This is a genomic window from Variovorax sp. GW823-FHT04F07 (assembly GCF_058795995.1).
Map to the genome: position 1 here is coordinate 1,717,026 of NZ_JBXAIG010000001.1, position 16,322 is coordinate 1,733,347.

General features: G+C 67.5%; 15 protein-coding genes. 4 read left to right on the forward strand and 11 right to left on the reverse strand.

The features are described from left to right. Nucleotides 1-289 precede the first annotated feature (289 nt). The 5 genes from AC1RAA_RS08060 to AC1RAA_RS08080 form a co-directional block, all read right to left on the reverse strand. On the reverse strand, nt 290-1,276 hold the full coding sequence (locus AC1RAA_RS08060) for a Bug family tripartite tricarboxylate transporter substrate binding protein (protein WP_492727547.1): 987 nt from the start codon (nt 1,274-1,276) through the stop codon (nt 290-292). Continuing rightward, complete coding sequence (locus tag AC1RAA_RS08065; protein ID WP_492727548.1) at nt 1,273-1,731, reverse strand: GAF domain-containing protein; 459 nt, start codon at nt 1,729-1,731, stop codon at nt 1,273-1,275. The genes AC1RAA_RS08060 and AC1RAA_RS08065 overlap by 4 nt, the downstream gene beginning before the upstream one ends. Continuing rightward, nucleotides 1,728-2,702 carry a Bug family tripartite tricarboxylate transporter substrate binding protein gene (locus tag AC1RAA_RS08070; RefSeq protein ID WP_492727549.1) on the reverse strand — a complete coding sequence of 325 codons (975 nt, stop codon included), beginning with the start codon at nt 2,700-2,702 and terminating at the stop codon, nt 1,728-1,730. The genes AC1RAA_RS08065 and AC1RAA_RS08070 overlap by 4 nt, the downstream gene beginning before the upstream one ends. A 41-nt stretch (nt 2,703-2,743) precedes the next feature. Next, entirely contained in the window at nt 2,744-3,934 is a 1,191-nt protein-coding gene (locus AC1RAA_RS08075) for a M24 family metallopeptidase (protein ID WP_492727550.1), read from the reverse strand. Nucleotides 3,935-3,998: 64 nt separating this feature from the next. Next, complete coding sequence (locus tag AC1RAA_RS08080) at nt 3,999-5,240, reverse strand: metal-dependent hydrolase family protein (protein WP_492727551.1); 1,242 nt, start codon at nt 5,238-5,240, stop codon at nt 3,999-4,001. A gap of 140 nt (nt 5,241-5,380) precedes the next feature. Between AC1RAA_RS08080 and AC1RAA_RS08085 the strand changes: the two genes are divergently transcribed. Next, the gene (locus AC1RAA_RS08085) at nt 5,381-6,337 is read left to right on the forward strand and encodes a LysR family transcriptional regulator (protein ID WP_492696754.1); all 957 of its coding nucleotides are present in this window, start codon (nt 5,381-5,383) and stop codon (nt 6,335-6,337) included. Here the strand turns inward: AC1RAA_RS08085 and AC1RAA_RS08090 are convergent. Together AC1RAA_RS08090 and AC1RAA_RS08095 are read right to left on the reverse strand one after the other, a co-directional pair. Further along, complete coding sequence (locus tag AC1RAA_RS08090; protein WP_492727552.1) at nt 6,315-6,644, reverse strand: hypothetical protein; 330 nt, start codon at nt 6,642-6,644, stop codon at nt 6,315-6,317. The two genes, AC1RAA_RS08085 and AC1RAA_RS08090, sit on opposite strands and share 23 nt — an antisense overlap. A 113-nt stretch (nt 6,645-6,757) precedes the next feature. Further along, nucleotides 6,758-10,366: an indolepyruvate ferredoxin oxidoreductase family protein gene (locus AC1RAA_RS08095; RefSeq protein WP_492727553.1), complete on the reverse strand. Its 3,609-nt coding sequence runs from the start codon at nt 10,364-10,366 to the stop codon at nt 6,758-6,760. Between the two features lie 92 nt (nt 10,367-10,458). On the opposite strand from AC1RAA_RS08095, the gene AC1RAA_RS08100 reads away from it, so the two are divergent. Then, nucleotides 10,459-10,983, forward strand: coding sequence for an Lrp/AsnC family transcriptional regulator (locus AC1RAA_RS08100; RefSeq protein ID WP_062474115.1), 525 nt, complete (start codon nt 10,459-10,461; stop codon nt 10,981-10,983). Between the two features lie 18 nt (nt 10,984-11,001). Here the strand turns inward: AC1RAA_RS08100 and AC1RAA_RS08105 are convergent, their stop codons facing one another. After that, entirely contained in the window at nt 11,002-11,409 is a 408-nt protein-coding gene (locus AC1RAA_RS08105) for a GNAT family N-acetyltransferase (RefSeq protein ID WP_492727554.1), read from the reverse strand. Between the two features lie 29 nt (nt 11,410-11,438). Further along, a complete protein-coding gene (locus AC1RAA_RS08110; RefSeq protein WP_492696751.1) occupies nt 11,439-12,848 on the reverse strand; it encodes a DUF2130 domain-containing protein in 1,410 nt (469 codons plus the stop codon). Nucleotides 12,849-13,259: 411 nt separating this feature from the next. On the opposite strand from AC1RAA_RS08110, the gene AC1RAA_RS08115 reads away from it, so the two are divergent. Continuing rightward, nucleotides 13,260-14,459: an MFS transporter gene (locus AC1RAA_RS08115; protein ID WP_492727555.1), complete on the forward strand. Its 1,200-nt coding sequence runs from the start codon at nt 13,260-13,262 to the stop codon at nt 14,457-14,459. Between the two features lie 49 nt (nt 14,460-14,508). Here AC1RAA_RS08115 and AC1RAA_RS08120 read toward each other — a convergent pair whose 3' ends face one another. Both AC1RAA_RS08120 and AC1RAA_RS08125 read right to left on the reverse strand, forming a co-directional pair. Then, nucleotides 14,509-15,045 carry a shikimate kinase gene (locus AC1RAA_RS08120; protein ID WP_492727556.1) on the reverse strand — a complete coding sequence of 179 codons (537 nt, stop codon included), beginning with the start codon at nt 15,043-15,045 and terminating at the stop codon, nt 14,509-14,511. 19 nt (nt 15,046-15,064) lie between these two features. Further along, nucleotides 15,065-15,520, reverse strand: a complete 456-nt coding sequence (locus AC1RAA_RS08125) for a GNAT family N-acetyltransferase (RefSeq protein WP_492727557.1) — start codon at nt 15,518-15,520, stop codon at nt 15,065-15,067. Nucleotides 15,521-15,630: 110 nt separating this feature from the next. Between AC1RAA_RS08125 and AC1RAA_RS08130 the strand changes: the two genes are divergently transcribed. Next, nucleotides 15,631-16,314 carry a class I SAM-dependent methyltransferase gene (locus AC1RAA_RS08130; protein ID WP_492727558.1) on the forward strand — a complete coding sequence of 228 codons (684 nt, stop codon included), beginning with the start codon at nt 15,631-15,633 and terminating at the stop codon, nt 16,312-16,314. Nucleotides 16,315-16,322 lie beyond the last annotated feature (8 nt).

Here is a 16,322-nt window from a genome sequence, read left to right on the forward strand (position 1 = left end):
GGCCGGTGGCGACTGCGCAGCGGCGGGCGCGGCGGCCAGCCCCAGCAGGACGACCGCTGCGGCTGCCGCGCGAACCACCGCTGCGGACGTGCGGATCGTGGTGGTGTGGAAAGGGATTCGCGTGCTACTCAAGCAAACGTCCCTCGGCTGCTGCGAGCGTCTTCAACATCGTCGGTTCAACCGTCCCCCGGCGAACGGCCGGTCGTGGCCGATGGTACCCAGTCGCACGGGTCTTTCGAGTGCCGGCCATCCGTCCTTGCCGCGCCCGCTCACGAGGCCATGGCGCCCCTCACTCTTTCTTCAGTTCCATCTGCCGCGCCACCTGCCCGAACCGCACCAGGTCCGACCGCGCCCGCTCCGTCGCCTCGCTGGGCGAGCTACCGATGGGCATCCACCCCGCATCGATCAACCTCTTGCGCGTCTCGGGCCGCGCCATGCCCTGGACGATCACCGCGTTGAGCTTGTCGACGATCGCCTGCGGCGTGCCCTTCGGTGCCGCCAGCCCAAACCATCCCGAGGTCACGAAGCCCGGCAACCCCGCCTCCTGCGCCGTGGGCACGCCGGGCAGCGATTCGCTGCGCTCGCGCGTCGTGACGAACAGCGCGCGCACCTTGCCGGCCTGCACGTTCGCAACCTGCGCGGCGGCGTTGTCGATCATGGCGTCGATGTGGCCGCCGAGCAGGTCGGCGATGGCGCCCGTGCCGCCCTTGTAGGGAACGACGTTGGCCGAGATGCCGGACTCCTTCATGAACATCATCTGCGTCAGGTGGGCCTGCGTGCCCACGCCTGCATTCGCGAACGAGATCTTTCCCGGATTCGCCTTGGCATGCGCGATGAATTCCTTGAGGGTGCGCGCGGGAAAGTCCGGCCTTGTCACGACCACGAAGGGAATGTCGACCAGGATCGTGATGGGCGCCAGGTCTTCCACCGGCTTGTACTTCAGGTCGTACAGGTAAGGGTTGACGGCCATCGTTCCGCTGGCCACGAGCACCAGCGTGTGCCCGTCCGGGTTGGCGCGCACGGCCTGCTGCAGCGCCATCGATCCACCGGCGCCCGGCTTCGCGTCGACGATGACCGGCTGGCCGAGCGCCTTGGCCATGAGGTCCGCGATCTGCCGCGTCATGGCGTCGGTGGCACCGCCTGCCGCATAAGGAAACACGATGGTGATCGGCTTGCTGGGGTAGCCCGGGCCGGCTGCACGCGCCGCGGTGGCGAGCGATGCCGCACACAGGGACACGGCAGCATTCAGCACGAAGGTTCGGCGATGGATCGTCATGCGGGCATCTCAGCGTATCGGAGCGAAAGAAGCAAGGGTGCGGCCTGTTCGGCGAAGCGCATCAGCGCGGGCACCATGTCGGACTGATACCAGTGTTCCTGATGCAGGAGGTTCAAGGAACCGATCGTGCGGCCATCGTGCCGGATCGGCACATTGATGGCAGACCGGCAGCCCAGCGCGTCGATCAGCGCATGGTCCGGGAACGCGCGACGGCAGTCTTCCTGATCAACGCAGATGCGCGCCCGGCCGCCCTGCACCACCTCGCGAAAGAAGTCGTTGTCATGGTGCAGTGGCTTGGTACCGCCGCACGGATACGCCACCGGGTCGCTCGTGTACAGGCGCCGGGACGCAGCAAGGCTGGGGTCGATCGCCAGCACGGTGAACAGCCGATGCCCCGGAAACCGCCGCAGCGCGTGGTCCAGGGCCTCGAAGGAAGCCGGCTCGATGGCTCTCACTGCGCAATGCCCAGCCGATCGATAATGGGCCCCCAGGTCGCCGACTCGCGCTGCGTGAACTTCAAGACATCGGCCGGGGTCGACTTGACGCCGATCAGCATCTGGCCGGCCAGGCGCTCCTTCATCTCGGGCATGTCCAGGGCTTTATTGATCTCGGCGTTGAGCCGCGTGACCGCGTCGCCGGGTGCGCCTGCGCGCGCCACCAGGGAGTACCAGCCGGGCACTTCCATGTCGATGCCCAGCTCCTTGAACGTGGGCACGTCGGGCAGTTGCAGCAGTCGCCGCTCGCCGGTCACCGCCAGCGGCACCAGCTTGCCGCTCTTGACCAGCGGCACGACGCCGACGGGGACGGTCGTCATCACCGGCGTGTCGCCCGCCATCACGCTGGTCAGCGCGTTGGGGCCGCCGGCGCCGCTGATGGGCACGTGCTGCATCTGGATGCCGGTGCGCGACTTCAGCAGCTCGCTCGCCAGATGGGTGGAGTTGCCGATGCCGGCCGATGCGAAGCTGAGCCGCTGCGGCTCGGCCTTGGCCATCTTGATGAGGTCGGGCAGTGTCTTCACGCCCAGGCTCGGCGACACGACCGTCACGAACGGCGTGTTGGCGATGACGGCGACACCGGTGAAGTCGCGCGCCGGCTGGTGCCCCAGCGACTTGTACAGGTGCGGGTTCCACGACATGTTCGAGACGCCGGCCAGGAACAGCGTGTAGCCGTCCGCGGGCTGCGAGAGCACGTAGGCCGCGGCCAGCGTGCCGTTGGCGCCGGGCCGGTTCTCCACCACGACGCTCTGCCCGACGCTCTTGGCGAGCACATCGGCCAACGTGCGCGCCAAGGTGTCCGGCCCTGAGCCGGCCGGCTGCGGGACCACGACCTTGATCGGCTTGGAGGGAAAGCCCTGCGCGAAGGCGGGTGCGGCGAGCAGCGAGGCGGCAACGGCCAACGCGGAAAGCATGGTGCGACGGATGGTCATGATGAAGTCAAGGTCGGTGGTTGCGAAAGGTGTGAGCGGTATCAACCGACGGTGGCGTAGTCGAGCGACTTGGGCGTGGCGGTGAGCACACGCGGCGTCGCGCCCACCACGACCGTGTCGTCGATGCGAAAGCCCCCCACGCCGTAGACGTACAGGCCGGGCTCGGCCGAATAGACCTCGTTGTCGCGCAGCGGGCGCTGGCTGAAGGCCATGTCCTCCGGGTACTCGTGGTGCACGATGCCGATGGCGTGGCCCGTGCGGTGGCGGATGCAGTCGGCAAAGCCGGCGCGCTCGATCACGGCCTGCGCCGCGGCGTCGATCGCGCACACGGGCCGGCCTGTCACGGCCGCGCCGATGGCCGCATCGGTCGCGTCGCGTGCGGCGGTCCACAGCGCCTTCTTCTGCTCGTCAGGGCGCCCGCAGAACCAGGTGCGCTCGTTCTCGATCGTCAGGCCGTTGAGCCGGGGAATCACGATGTTGACCAGCACGTCGCCTTCGCGGATGCGCGCGCCGCAGGAAGCACCGTCGCCATGCGGCGAGGCCGATGCCGGGCCGCTGAGCGTCCAGCAGCGCACGACCTCGAACTGCTCGCCGGGAAAACGCTCGGCGGCCTCCTGCACGAACAGGCTGGCCATGGCGCAGTCCATCTCCTGCACCAGGCGGCCGGGCTTGATCGCTTCGCGGTAGCGGTCTTGCAGCCAGTCCGTCAGCCCGGCCATGGCCTGCATGACGGCCAGTTCCTCGGCGTGCTTCTGCCAGCGCAGGCTGCGCACCTCCGCGGTGGCGACGCGCACGTTCAGGTCGGGCAGCAGGCGCTGCACGGCCGCCATCACGCCGCTGCCGGCATCCAGCGCGATGCGCGAGCGGCGCAGGCCGGCGCGGCTCAGGCGCTCGGCGAGGATCTCGGGGAGCTGCGACACGAGCGGCAGGCGGTTGCTCACCATCGGATGCTCGGCATAAAACGTCACGTCCGTGATCCACACCTTGTGCGCTTCCATCGAGAAGCGCATGTGGTTCGTGGACAGCTCGTTCATGACCAGGAAGCCCTCGCCCTGGCGCGGCACGACCGCGAAGATCGGCCGCTCCCAGGGCTGCACGTCGGTGTGGAAGTTGGTGGCGAACTGAAAGAAGTCCGCTGTGGTGAACACCAGCGCATCGACGGCGAGTTCGTCCATCAACCGGACCATCTGGTCGTGGCGGTACCGCCAGACGGCTTGCGTCAGCTTGGGCATGTGTCGTTTCCTTGAAGGAGCCGGAGGCATCCGGCGGGTTGTCTGAACTGGTCGGGGGTACGGGCTACAGCGCGTCGAACTCGACCACGCCGGCCTTCATCACCAGGGGAATGCGCTCGCCCTGCCCCAGCAGGCAATCGAGGTTGCGCATCGGGTCGCCATCGACCAGCAACAGGTCGGCCAGCGCGCCCGGGATCAGCCGGCCGAGCCGGTCGCTCATGCCCAGCACCTCGGCGCCGATCAGCGTGGCGCTGGCGATGATCTCGGCCGGCGACAGCACCTGGGCACGCAGGCGGAACTCGTCGCTCTGCAGCCGATGCGATTCGCCCAGCAGGTCGGTGCCGAAGCCCATCTTCACGCCGGCCGACTTGTAGATCTCGAGCGAGCGCAGCCCGGCGCCGCGCACGTCTTCCACCTTGGCCACGCTCGCGGGCGGCAGCCCCAGCGCCGCGCCTTCGTTGGCGAGGGCGTCGTAGGTCACCAGCGTGGGCACCACATAGGCGCCGTGCTCGGCCATGAGCGCGGCGGTGGGCGCATCGACCAGGTTGCCGTGCTCGATCGTGCGCACGCCGCAGCGCACCACGCGCTGGATCGCGGCCGGGGTGTAGGCGTGAGCCAGCACGTAGGTGTTGCGGGCCGCCGCTTCCCCGACGATGGCGCGGATCTCGTCCTCGCTGTAGCCCAGGGCATCGACCGGGTCGGTGGGCGACGCCACGCCGCCGCCGGCCATGATCTTGATCTGGTCGGCGCCCATCTGCAGTTCTTCGCGCACGGCCTTGCGCACGGCGTCCACGCCGTCGGCCACGCGGGCGAGCATGCCCACGCGGGCGCAGTTGGGGCACACGGTGTTGGCCACCAGATAGTCGGAACGCGCACGGCCGTCGCCATGGCCGCCGGTCTGGCTCAGTGCGCGACCCGAGACGAACAGGCGCGGCCCCTGCGCCAGCCCCGACTGCACCGCCTGCTTGAACGCATCGCCCGCGCCGGCGGCGTCGCGCACGGTGGTGAAGCCGCGGCGCAGCATGCCGCGCAGGATCGGCAGACTGCGCAGCGTCGCCAGCACGTTGGGCATCAGCGCCTGGCGCTGCAGGTTCAGGTCGACGGCCACCACGTGCACATGCAGGTCGATCAGGCCGGGCATCACGGTCTTGCCGGCGGCGTCGATGACCCGCGCATCGCGCGCCACGATCGGCCGGTCGGACACCTCACGGATGGTGTCGCCCTCGATCAGGATGTCGTGGCGGTCCTGCAGCTCGGGCTTCAGCGGATCGAGCAGGCGGGCGTTCTTGACGAGGATCTGAGTCATGGGTCTGTTTGCCGGGTTCCGAGGGCATGGGCGGTGAGGAATGACGGGATCGTAGGATCGCGTCACAATTCCGAAAAATTTATATGCTGAATCCACTTCATTGACCGTGTGAATGGTTTCAGTAGCCTCCTCTTCTGCCCATGAACTACCGCAACGCCGATCTGAACCTGCTGAAGGTCTTCGAAGCCCTCATGAACGAAGGCAACGTGACGCGTGCCGCGTCCAAGCTGTCGCTCACGCAGCCCACGGTCAGCAACGCGCTGCGCCGGCTGCGCGAAACCTACGGCGACCCTCTGTTCGTGCGCAACGGCGCGGGCATCCGCCCGACGCGGCGCGCCACGGAGTTGTGGGCGCCGCTGGCGCGCTCGCTGCGCACCATCCGGGGCACGCTCGAGGGCGAGAGCTTCGATGCCTCGCAAAGCGACGCCCGCCTGACAGTCTCGATGACCGACTACGTGGCCTGCATCGTCGCGCCGCGGCTGCTCGAGCGGCTCGGCGAACTTGCGCCAGGCATGCGCTTGCACACCCACCCCGGCACGGTGGTGGACTTCGGGCAGTCGCTGGACGACAACCGCGCCGACTTCGCCATCGGCGCCTACAACGACGACGTGCAGCGCCCCGGCTTCATGCGCTCACGCCGGCTGTGGTCGGTGGACTTCGCCTGCTTCATGCGCAACGACCATCCGCTGGCCAAGCTCGACAAAATTCCGCTGAAGAAATTCCTGGCCGCCCGCCACCTCGACGTGAGCCTGGCGGGCCGTGTCGGTGGCATCTACGACCGCGTGCTGCAAAGCCGCGGCCTGCAGCGCAACCTGGTCTCTACGGTGAGCCACTACTCCGCAGCCTACGAAGCCGTGCGCCGCTCCGACCTGATCGCCGTGCTGCCCTGGTCCGAGGGCCTGGAGACGATGCGCATGACGGGCCTGAAGCGCGTGGCCCCACCGCTGGCGGCGCCGCCGCGCACCGTCGAACTGGTCTGGCATGAACGGCACGAGACCTCGGCGCTGCACCAGTGGTTCATTGCCCTGGTGGTCGAGATGCTGGCGCGGGAACCGGCTGCGCGCCCTGCGCGGGCTAAGCCCGGAACCAGATCCTGAGCGTCACGTACATCGCATAGCCCAGGCCCAGGACGCACCACGCCAGGAAGAACAGGTTGGCCCAGTAGTCGCCCGCATGCGCCGCCAGCGTGTAGACCTGCCCCACGCAGCCCTTTCCGACGCAGGGCACCTCGCCCCGGACCAGGGCGCGCAGCATCGCGAAGAAGAGGTAGCAGGTCACGCCACCGGCCATGAGGAATCCGACGGGCCCTACGAGCCCCTGGGTGAGTTCGCCCTTCTCATCGCGATAGCCCTTGCGCAGCAGCTTCTGTCCGTACCTGTACCAGGCATATCCGAGCAGGAGCATCAGGGCGTAGTAGAGGAAGGCGCGCATGGGTCCTGTGATCGTCGGGGTGTGGCGGGAGTGAGTGCTTCGGCAAGGATCGTATCCGAGCAACTCACGCTCGCCACCCGCGCCCGCTACCGTGCGCTGGCCACGATGGCGACGCCGCGGATCTGCCCGGCGCTGGGCGCATCCACCGGCTTCGCGTAGCGCGATGGCGCAAAGCGGTGCAGCAGCTCGGCCTCGCGCAGGCGCGCCGCATCCAGGTTCGCCAGCTTCACGTGGCCGAAGCCGCGCACCGACAACGGCAGCGCCGCGATGCGTGCGGCGGTCGGCTGGTTGTCGGGCGTCAGCGCGGTGGCCATTTCCTGCAGCAGGCGGTCGAAGTGCTCGATCAACGCGCGCTCGGTGCGGCGTTCCGCCGTGTGGCCGAACAGGTCGAAGGGCGTGCCGCGCAGGCGCTTGCCGTGGGCCAGCCACTTCATCGCCGGCAGCATCCATCCACCGAGACGCACCTTGGCCGGCGCCTGTCCGTGCGCGGGGCGCGAGAGCAGCGGCGGCGCCATGTGGAACTCGAGCTTCAGGTCGCCTTCAAACTGGTCCTTCAGCTTCTGCAGGAACGCGCCGTCGGTGTACAGGCGCGCGACCTCGTACTCGTCCTTGTAGCTCATGAGCTTCAAGAGGCTGCGCGCCGCGTTGCGCGTGAAGGGCAGGCTCGCATCGCCACCCGGCATTGCGGATTCGACCGCCTGCACTGCGCGGATACGCTGCTCGAAGCGCGCGGCCCACGCGGCGTTCTGGTAGCCGGTGAGATGGCGGCGCGCATCGGCGATCAGCGTTTCCAGTGGGCGGTCGTCGACCTGGTGCGCCGCAGCCTCGACCGGTGCCGCGCGCAGCTGGTCGAGCGCCGCGGGGTCGCCGGCCGCGAGCCGCCCCAGCGAGAACGCCGACTGGTTGGCCGCCACGGCCACGCCGTTGAGTTCGATCGCGTGCATGAGCGCTTCGAGGCTCAGCGGCACGAGGCCGCGCTGCCACGCATAGCCGGTCGCGACGATGTTCGCGGCCAGCGTGTCGCCCAGGAACTCTTCGGCCAGGCTCTGCGCATCGAAGGTCTCGACCTGCTCTTCGCCCGCGACGAAGCGCATCTTCTCCAGCAGCAGGTCGACATGCAGGTCCGCATCGGGGTTGCGAAGCGACTCGGCCACGGGAATCTCATGGATGTTCGCGAGCACGCGCGTGCGTCCGTGCCGCACGGTCTGCAGCGCGTCGGCCGAGGCGCCCACCACCACGTCGCAGGCGAGGATGGCGTCGGCCTGCTGCGTGTCGATGCGCACCTGGTTCAACCGCTCGGGCGTGTCGGCCAGCCGCACGAAGCTCAGCACCGAACCGCCCTTCTGCGCGAAACCCATGAAGTCGAGCACGCTGGCCGACTTGGCCTCGAGGTGCGCGGCCATCGCGATGACCGCGCCCACCGTCACCACGCCGGTGCCGCCCACGCCGGTCACGAGCAGGTCGTAGGGGCCGGTCCATGCATGCGGCGCGGGATGCGCGAGCGCGCCCACGCGGTGCAGGAAGGCATCGCGCCCGGCCGCCAGCGCCCCGCTCTTGCGGCGCAGCTTGCCGCCCGTGACGCCCACGAAGCTGGGGCAGAAGCCCTTGGCGCAGGAGTAGTCCTTGTTGCAGCTGGTCTGGTCGATCTTGCGCTTGCGGCCCATCGGCGTTTCGTGCGGGAGCACGGCCACGCAGTTGCTCTGCACGGTGCAGTCGCCGCAGCCTTCGCACACGGCCTCGTTGATGAACAGGCGCTTGGGCGGATCGGCCAGCTCGCCCTTCTTGCGGCGGCGGCGCTTCTCGGCGGCGCAGGTCTGTTCATAGATGAGCACGGTCACGCCGGGCATCTCGCGCAGGCGGCGCTGCACCTCGTCGAGCGCGGCGCGGTCATGGAACTCGGTGCCCGTCGGAAACTTGTTCTTGATGGCGTCGTAGTGGTGGATGGCATCGCTCACGACCACCACCTTGGTGACGCCTTCCGACTCCACCTGCCGCGCAATGGCGTCCACGCTGATGACGCCGTCGACCGGCTGGCCGCCGGTCATCGCGACCGCGTCATTGAACAGGATCTTGTAGGTGAGCGTGGCCTTGGCCGCCACGGCCTGGCGGATCGCGAGGTAGCCCGAGTGGTAGTAGGTGCCGTCGCCCAGGTTCTGGAACACGTGCGGCGTCTTCGTGAACATCGCGTGCGAGATCCAGTCGACGCCCTCCCCACCCATCTGGATCAGGCCGGCCGTGCTGCGGTCCATCCAGTTGGCCATGAAGTGGCAGCCGATGCCCGCGCGCGCGGTCGAGCCTTCGGGCACCTTGGTGCTGGTGTTGTGCGGGCAGCCGGCGCAGAAGTACGGAAGGCGCTTGACCGCATCGCTCGCATTGGCCAGCAGCTCGGGCGGCGTGAAGTCGCGCACATGCTGCAGGTGATCGCCCAGGTCGTGGTTCTCCGGAAAGTGCGCGGCCAGCCAGTGCGCGACCAGCTCGATGAGGCGCGACGGCCGCAGCTCGCCGAGCGCCGACACCAGCGGCTGACCCGCGTGGTCGTGCTTGCCCACGAGCACGGGGCGCGCATCGGGCGGCGCGTTGTAGAAGATGTCGCGCAGCTGCGTCTCGACCACCGCACCCTTCTCTTCCACGATGAGGATCTCGCCGAGCCCGCGCGCGAATTCCTTGAGGCGCGTCTGCTCGACCGGAAAGCTCAGGCCCACCTTGTACAGCCGCACACCGGCGCGCGCGAGCTGATCGGGCGAGAGTTCGAGCCGGCGCAGCACCTCCATCAGGTCGTGGTGCGCCTTGCCGCAGGTGACGATGCCCACCTTGGCATGCGGGCTCACGATGACGTGGCGGTCGATGCTGTTGCGTTGCGTGAAGGCGGCCACGGCCGCGAGCTTGTCTTCCAGCCGCGACTCGATGCGCAGCGACGGCAGGTCGGGCCAGCGGTAGTGCAGCCCATCGGGCGGTGCCGCGTGGCCGGTGGCGGCGCGCACGGCATCGGCGTCTTCCCAGGCGGCCACGCGCGCATTCACCGCATCGAGGTCCACCGTGCCCGCGCTCTCCACGATTTCAGACAGCGCCGCCATGCCGACCCACGCGCCCGAGTAGCGCGACAGCTCGTAGCCGTACAGGCCGAACTCCAAGTACTCGGCCACGCTCGCGGGCTGCATCACGGGCATGCGCCAGGCCATGAAGGCGTGGTCGCTCTGGTGCGGCATCGACGACGACACGCAGCCGTGGTCGTCGCCCGCCACCACCAGCACGCCGCCGTGCGGCGACGAGCCGTAGGCATTGCCGTGCTTGAGCGCGTCGCCCGCGCGGTCCACGCCCGGGCCCTTGCCGTACCACATGGCGTACACGCCATCGACCGTGCGTTCGGGGTCGGACTCCACGCGCTGCGTGCCCAGCACCTGCGTGGCAGCCAGCTCCTCGTTCACGGCGGGCACGAAGCGGATGCCCGTCTTCTTGAAGCGCTCGCCGGCCTTCCAGATCGCCTGGTCGACCATGCCCAGCGGCGAGCCGCGGTAGCCGCTCACGAAGCCCTGCGTGTGCAGGCCGCGCACTGCGTCGCGCTGTTTCTGCATCACCAGGATGCGGATCAACGCCTGCGTGCCGGTGAGGAAGACCGAGCCGGCATCGGCCCAGAGGTTGTCGGAAAGCTGGTAGTCGGGCCGTCGGAGTGCGGTCGCTTCAAGTGGGGCGTTCATGCCCGGAATTGTTCTGCGCCCCCCCAAGTAAGTGTTTCTTCAATACACTGGCGCAGACCCTTGTTTGAAGAAGAATTCACTCAAAAACTGCGATGAACGTCGGTTCTGTTTCTCTTGACGAGCATTGCCTCAAGATCCTTTCTGCACTGCAGCATGACGGCCGGCAGACCGTGCAGCAGATTTCCGAGGCCGTGGGCCTGTCGCCCACGCCCTGCTGGAAGCGCATCAAGGACATGGAGGCGGCCGGCGTCATCCGCGGCTACACCGCGCTCGTTGACCCCGAGCACGTGGGCCTGCACGTGTCGGCCGTGGCCGAGGTGAACCTCGACCGCCACAGCGAAGCGATGGTGCAGCGCTTCGAAGAAGCCGTGGCCGCGAGCCCGCAGATCATCCGCTGCGTGTCGGCCACCGGCCCCGCGGACTACATCCTCAACGTGACCGTGCCCGACATGAAGCACTACGAGCGCTTCCTGCACGAGGTGCTGTTCAGCCTGCCCGGCGTGACGCACGTGCGCTCGAGCATCGTGCTGCGCGAGATCAAGTCGGAAACGGCGCTGCCGCTCGGGCACCTGCTGGATGCGAAGGCCGGGCTGGCGGGGTCACGGCGGTCGCCGTGAGGCGTGGCGCAGTGGCCTCTAGCGTTTGCGCCGGATGACGTACGCGTTCTGCGCCAGCTCGAAGCCGAGCGTCGGGTAGTAAGACATCGCGTCGGGTGCCGAGAGAAGGATCAGCGACACCTCGTCGCCGATGATCGCCTGCGTGCGCTGCACGAGCTCCCGGCCGATGCCATGGCCCTGGTACTTCTTGTCCACCGCCAGGTCCGACAGGTAGCAGCAGTACGCATGGTCGGTCAGCGACCGCGACAGCCCCACCAGTTCGTTGTCGACCCAGGCCGACAGCAGGAGGCTGGGCGCGGCGAACATCCGCGCAATGCGGGCGAGATCGTTCGTGGGGCGCTTGATGCCGGAGCGGTCGAAGACGCGGGCGACGTCGACCGGGTCCAGGGGCACGTCCTGACGGTAGTCGATGGTGATGTGGTTCATGTATTTCCTGGGTAGCGCCTGCGCCAGCGTCATTCCGTCTCGGAAGACCCGAGCTTCTTCAGTTCGGCGAACTTGGCCGCCATCGTCGGGTTGCCGCGCGTCAGCTTCTTGATCGTCACGTCCTGCGCCTTGTCGTTCGCAAGGCGAAGATTCCGGTCGGTTCCGAGCAGCGCTTCCTTCGTCTTCTGCAGGTGGTCGATCGACTTGTCGATCTCCGCGATCGCCTTCTGGAAGTGGCCGTGGGCCAGGTCGTAGTTCCTGCCGAAGGCGGCCTTGAAGGTCTCCAGCTCGGTTTCGAACTTCGTGATGTCGATGTTCTGCGCCTTGACCAGCGCCAGCTCCGACTTGTACTTGAGCGAATTCATCGCCGCATTGCGCAGCAGCGTGATGATGGGCAGGAAGAACTGCGGGCGCACGACATACATCTTCGGGTAGCGATGGAACACATCGACGATCCCGGTGTTGTAGAGCTCGTTGTCGGGCTCGAGCAGCGACACCAGCACCGCGTACTCGCAGCCCTTCTCGGTGCGGTCCTTGTCGAGTTCCTTGAGAAAGTCTTCGTTCCTGTTCTTCGTGGCCGTGCGGTCGTTCTCGTTCTTCATCTCGAACATGATCGAGACGATCTCGGTGCCGGCCTCGTCCGCGTCGCGGAAGATGTAGTCGCCCTTGCTGCCCGTGCGCGCGTCGTTGTCCTTCTCGAAGTAGGCGCGGGGAAACGCCATCGACCGGATGCGGTTGAACTCGGTCTCGCAGTGCTGCTCCAGGGTCTCGCCCACCATCTTGGTCGACAGGCGCGCCTTCATGTCCCGCAGCCGCTCGATCGCGTCGTCGCGGTCCTTGATCTGCGTTTCGTACTTGTCCTTGAGTGATTTCTCGGCGAGTTGTTTCTCGAGCTCCGCCCGCTCGAGGCCGCTCTTCCACTGGTCCCGCTCCTTCTCGACCACGCTGACAGCCTCGCTGATCGCGAGCTTCTTGGCCACCTCGATGGCATCGAGCCGGGCCTTCAGTTCCTGGATTTCCACGTCCTTCGCGGCGGCGCTCTTCTGCAGCTCGCCCACGTGCCTTGCTTCGGCAAGCGCGGTGGCGGCCAGCTTGTCCTGCTTGGCCTTCTCAAGCTCGTTGGCGAGCGCGTCGCGCTCCCGTTCCACGGCGCCCAGGGCCTCGCTCACGGCGAGCTTGCGCGCGACATCGCCGGCTTCGAGCTTCGCCCTGAGTTCCTGGATCTCGCCGTCCTTGGCGGCGGCGGCCTTCTGCAGTTCGCCGGCGGCCCGGGTCTGGGCGAGTTCGACGGCGGCGCGCTTGTCGCGCTCGGCCAGTTCCAACCGCTCGTGCAACTGCTTCTCGAAATCGCCGTCGCGCACCTGCTTCAGGATGTCCGCGTAGCCGGCTTCATCGATCTTGAATGCCTTGCTGCAATGGGGGCAGATGATTTCGTGCATGGCTATGTGCGCTCCATCGTCAGGGTGGGCGTCGACAAGAGAGGGAGTGCAGCGAAGCGCCGCGCCGTTCGGGCGGAATCGCAGGGAGTGATGCTGTTCATAGGGTCAGGGACATGGAGCCATCCGACTGTAGCCGGACAGGAAGCGCCGGCGAGCGGCAGGCGCTTGAAGACCCAGGCCGACGTCTGCGAACGTGCGATCCCGTCTCGATCACGTTGCTAGAATCGTCGCTGCAAAAATCGACTCTGACCTGTTCAGAGCTCCATCCCGCCGTAAGCGTTTACGTCAACCAACGCATCACCAGTGGCACCCGCATGCCGACTGGCGGTGCGCGTGGGTCGCTTCGGTGCTCATCGTCCCGCCCATTCGACCGGCTGGTGCCGCCTTTGAAAACTCAAGGAGCGGCGCTCGATGACGAACGTCCAAACAAACTCTTCTTCCCTGCGCACGTTGGTCTGGATGACCCTCGCGCTATTTCTCGCTTACCTGTCTGTCGCCATGTCGATGCCGGCTGTGACGCTCCATGTGTCGCAGACGCTGGGCATGGGCAACGTCGCGTCCGGCCTGGGCGTCGGCGTTGCTTTCCTGTCCACCATCCTCAGTCGCGGCTGGGCGGGCCGGCTCGCTGACGAACACGGCGGCAAGGTCGCCATGTTCCGGGGCCTTGTCCTCTATGCGGCGGCATCGCTCCTGTGCTGGGCGTCCTCGCTGCCCATGCTGGGCCATGGCGTCGGCGCGTACCTGGTTCTTCTGGTGGGGCGTCTCGTGCTGGGCCTCGGCGAAAGCTTCGCGCTCGTCGGCATGCTGGGCTGGGCGATGGCGGCCATGGGCCCCGCGCGTTCCGGGCAGGTCATGGCACTCGTCGGCACCGGCATGTACGGCGCTTTCGCGGTGGGCGGCCCGCTGGGCCTCTGGCTGCTGGAGCGGCTCGGCTTCGCCGGCCTGATGGCGGGCAGCATCGCCTTGCCGCTGGTCAGCGGCGCGATGCTGTGGTGCATTGCGCCCGCCATGTCGGCTCAGGGGCGCCGCGCGCCCTTCTCCGATGTGCTGGGGCTCATCTGGAAGCAAGGCGCGGTCGTGGGCCTGCAAGGCGTCGGCTTCGCCGCCTTGGGCGCGTTCTTTCCCTTGTACTTCCTGGCGCATGGCTGGCAGGGTGCCGGCTATGGACTGACGTGCTTCGGCCTGGGCTTCGTCCTGGTGCGCCTGCTGGCGGGTCGCTTGCCCGACCGCATCGGCGGCACCAAGGTCGCGCTGGTCTCCCTCGCGATCGAAGCCGTGGGTCAAGCGCTGCTGTGGCTGGCGCCCCATCCCGTCGTGGCGATGGTGGGCGCACTGCTGACCGGCATGGGATGCTCGATGGTCTTCCCCGCCATGGGACTGGAGGCCGTCAAGCGCGTGCCCACCCACCTGCGCGGAACAGCGATCGGCGGCTTCGCGGCGTTCCAGGATCTGGCGTACGGCGTCACAGGCCCGATGGCGGGGCTGATTGCCGACCACTACGGTCACGACAGTGTGTTCCTGGTGGGGCTGATCGCGACGGTTGTGGGGATCGGGATGACGTGGCGGCTCGCGAGGGTGTCGCAGGCGGGGCGCGCTTCGACGCTGGCCTGAGACGGCATGAGAGAGAGCCGCTTGGCTCTCTCTTCGGCAGCGGCATCCGTCACCTGCGCACGAGTCGTTCAATCTGCGACGCGACGTCGTCCGGCGCAGCGTCGCTGCGGAAACGGGCACACGGCATCGCCATGAACTTTGGGAATCGCTCCCGTATCCGCCGCTCCTCGCTCGCGCTGTCACCGCGCAAATACGGCCGCGAAAGCTGGCGTCGCACGATCGCCTCCACGCATGCCTCGAGCTCGAAGGCTGGCAGCAGCAGCGAGGTCAGCGCGTCGGCCTCGATGGCGCAACGCAACGTGGGATACCCCTCCTCCACGCCTTCCGGATACGTGAGGAATCCGGACGAAAGTGCGAGAACGGTGGGACTGGTCAACGCAGATCGAACCTCCCGATAGACGGCCACGTTCCGCCTTGCATAGCCCAAGTAGCCAGACGCCTCGATGATGGCGTCGATGTTCCCTTCGCGGGACATGAAGTGCTGGTCGAGATCGACGAACGCCCAGCCCAGTCTCCGGGCCAGATGCGGGCCGACGGTGGTTTTCCCCGCGCCGCCGGGTCCGATGAGATGAAGGACTGTCGTCATGCCCGCCCGAGGTCGCACCTCAAGCAAAGGAGCGCCGATATTTGACGAGACCCCGTTTGGCCGAGGCATCGAAGCCGCATCGCTCGAAGAACCGATGGGCATCCGTGCGATCCACCGAACTCAGCAACATGATCTTCGAGCAATCGCTCGCCGCACAGAACGCCTCGACCTCCCGCATCAACGCGACCCCGACCCCTCGGTTGCGAGCGGCCACGTCGACGACAACGTTCTCCACGACAGCGAACGGCTGCCGCTTGTACATCACGTCCTCGCACAGCGAGACCAGCACCGTGGCGCACACCTGGCCATCGATCTCCGCAACAAGAAGCGCCGTCCGCGGGTCTTCGGACAACTCCTGCAGACGTTCGGGCAGCACGCAGCGCGCCGTGTCTGCGACCAGTTGGCCGTAGAGCGCATCGATGCGCGCGGCGTCGTCGGACACCGCACGACGGACGCTGAGGGACGGGATGGGCATGCAGGCGGTCTCCGCAAAATGACGTCGGGTTCGGGCGAGGCCCGCTTCTGACTGGATTCTCCCGCAGCCCTGCGCCTGCGAAGCGCGCGACGCCCACATAGACTGTGGAAATGTCCCAACCCACCCCCGCCTTCAGCACGTCGTCCACCACCAACAACTACGCCGAGAAAACCGCTCGCCTGGTGCCAGGCCTGCACGACCTGCAGACGATGGCGACCCTGCTCGTCGCCGAGCGCGCACCGGATGCGGCCCACGTGCTGGTCATCGGCGCCGGTGGTGGCATGGAGTTGAAGGTGCTCGCGCAGGCGCATCCCCGATGGCATTTCGTCGGAGTCGATCCGTCGCAACCCATGCTCGACCTCGCTGTGGAAACACTCGGCTCGCTCGCCGAACGGGCCACGCTGCACCATGGCTACACCGACACCGCCCCCGAAGGCCCGTTCGATGCGGCGACCTGCCTGTTGACGATGCACTTCCTGACGCTCGATGAACGCAGGTCGACGTTGATGGAAATTCGTCGTCGCCTGAAGCCCGGTGCGCCGTTCGTCACGGCGCATCTCAGTTTTCCCCAGGCGGGTGGAGAACGAGAGTTGTGGCTCTCGCGCTATGTCGCTTTCGCGGCGGCTTCCGGCGTCGATCCGGACAACGCACGCAAGGCGGCGTCCGCGATCGGCTCGACACTGACGCTGCTCAGCCCGGCGCAGGAAGAGGCATTGCTCGAAGAGACGGGTTTCACCAACGTCCGCCTGTTCTATGCAGGCATGGCATTCAGGGGTTGGGTCGCGCAAGCCTGAGCCGAAGC

Excerpts from the sequence above, each read along its gene's own strand:
- AC1RAA_RS08060 (WP_492727547.1), bottom strand. The coding sequence starts at position 1,276 with ATGACGATCCATCGCCGAACCTTCGTGCTGAATGCTGCCGTGTCCCTG.
- AC1RAA_RS08070 (WP_492727549.1), bottom strand. The coding sequence starts at position 2,702 with ATGACCATCCGTCGCACCATGCTTTCCGCGTTGGCCGTTGCCGCCTCG.
- AC1RAA_RS08075 (WP_492727550.1), bottom strand. The coding sequence starts at position 3,934 with ATGCCCAAGCTGACGCAAGCCGTCTGGCGGTACCGCCACGACCAGATG.
- AC1RAA_RS08080 (WP_492727551.1), bottom strand. The coding sequence starts at position 5,240 with ATGACTCAGATCCTCGTCAAGAACGCCCGCCTGCTCGATCCGCTGAAG.
- AC1RAA_RS08085 (WP_492696754.1), top strand. The coding sequence starts at position 5,381 with ATGAACTACCGCAACGCCGATCTGAACCTGCTGAAGGTCTTCGAAGCC.
- AC1RAA_RS08090 (WP_492727552.1), bottom strand. The coding sequence starts at position 6,644 with ATGCTCCTGCTCGGATATGCCTGGTACAGGTACGGACAGAAGCTGCTG.
- AC1RAA_RS08095 (WP_492727553.1), bottom strand. The coding sequence starts at position 10,366 with ATGAACGCCCCACTTGAAGCGACCGCACTCCGACGGCCCGACTACCAG.
- AC1RAA_RS08100 (WP_062474115.1), top strand. The coding sequence starts at position 10,459 with ATGAACGTCGGTTCTGTTTCTCTTGACGAGCATTGCCTCAAGATCCTT.
- AC1RAA_RS08105 (WP_492727554.1), bottom strand. The coding sequence starts at position 11,409 with ATGAACCACATCACCATCGACTACCGTCAGGACGTGCCCCTGGACCCG.
- AC1RAA_RS08110 (WP_492696751.1), bottom strand. The coding sequence starts at position 12,848 with ATGCACGAAATCATCTGCCCCCATTGCAGCAAGGCATTCAAGATCGAT.
- AC1RAA_RS08115 (WP_492727555.1), top strand. The coding sequence starts at position 13,260 with ATGACGAACGTCCAAACAAACTCTTCTTCCCTGCGCACGTTGGTCTGG.
- AC1RAA_RS08120 (WP_492727556.1), bottom strand. The coding sequence starts at position 15,045 with ATGACGACAGTCCTTCATCTCATCGGACCCGGCGGCGCGGGGAAAACC.
- AC1RAA_RS08125 (WP_492727557.1), bottom strand. The coding sequence starts at position 15,520 with ATGCCCATCCCGTCCCTCAGCGTCCGTCGTGCGGTGTCCGACGACGCC.
- AC1RAA_RS08130 (WP_492727558.1), top strand. The coding sequence starts at position 15,631 with ATGTCCCAACCCACCCCCGCCTTCAGCACGTCGTCCACCACCAACAAC.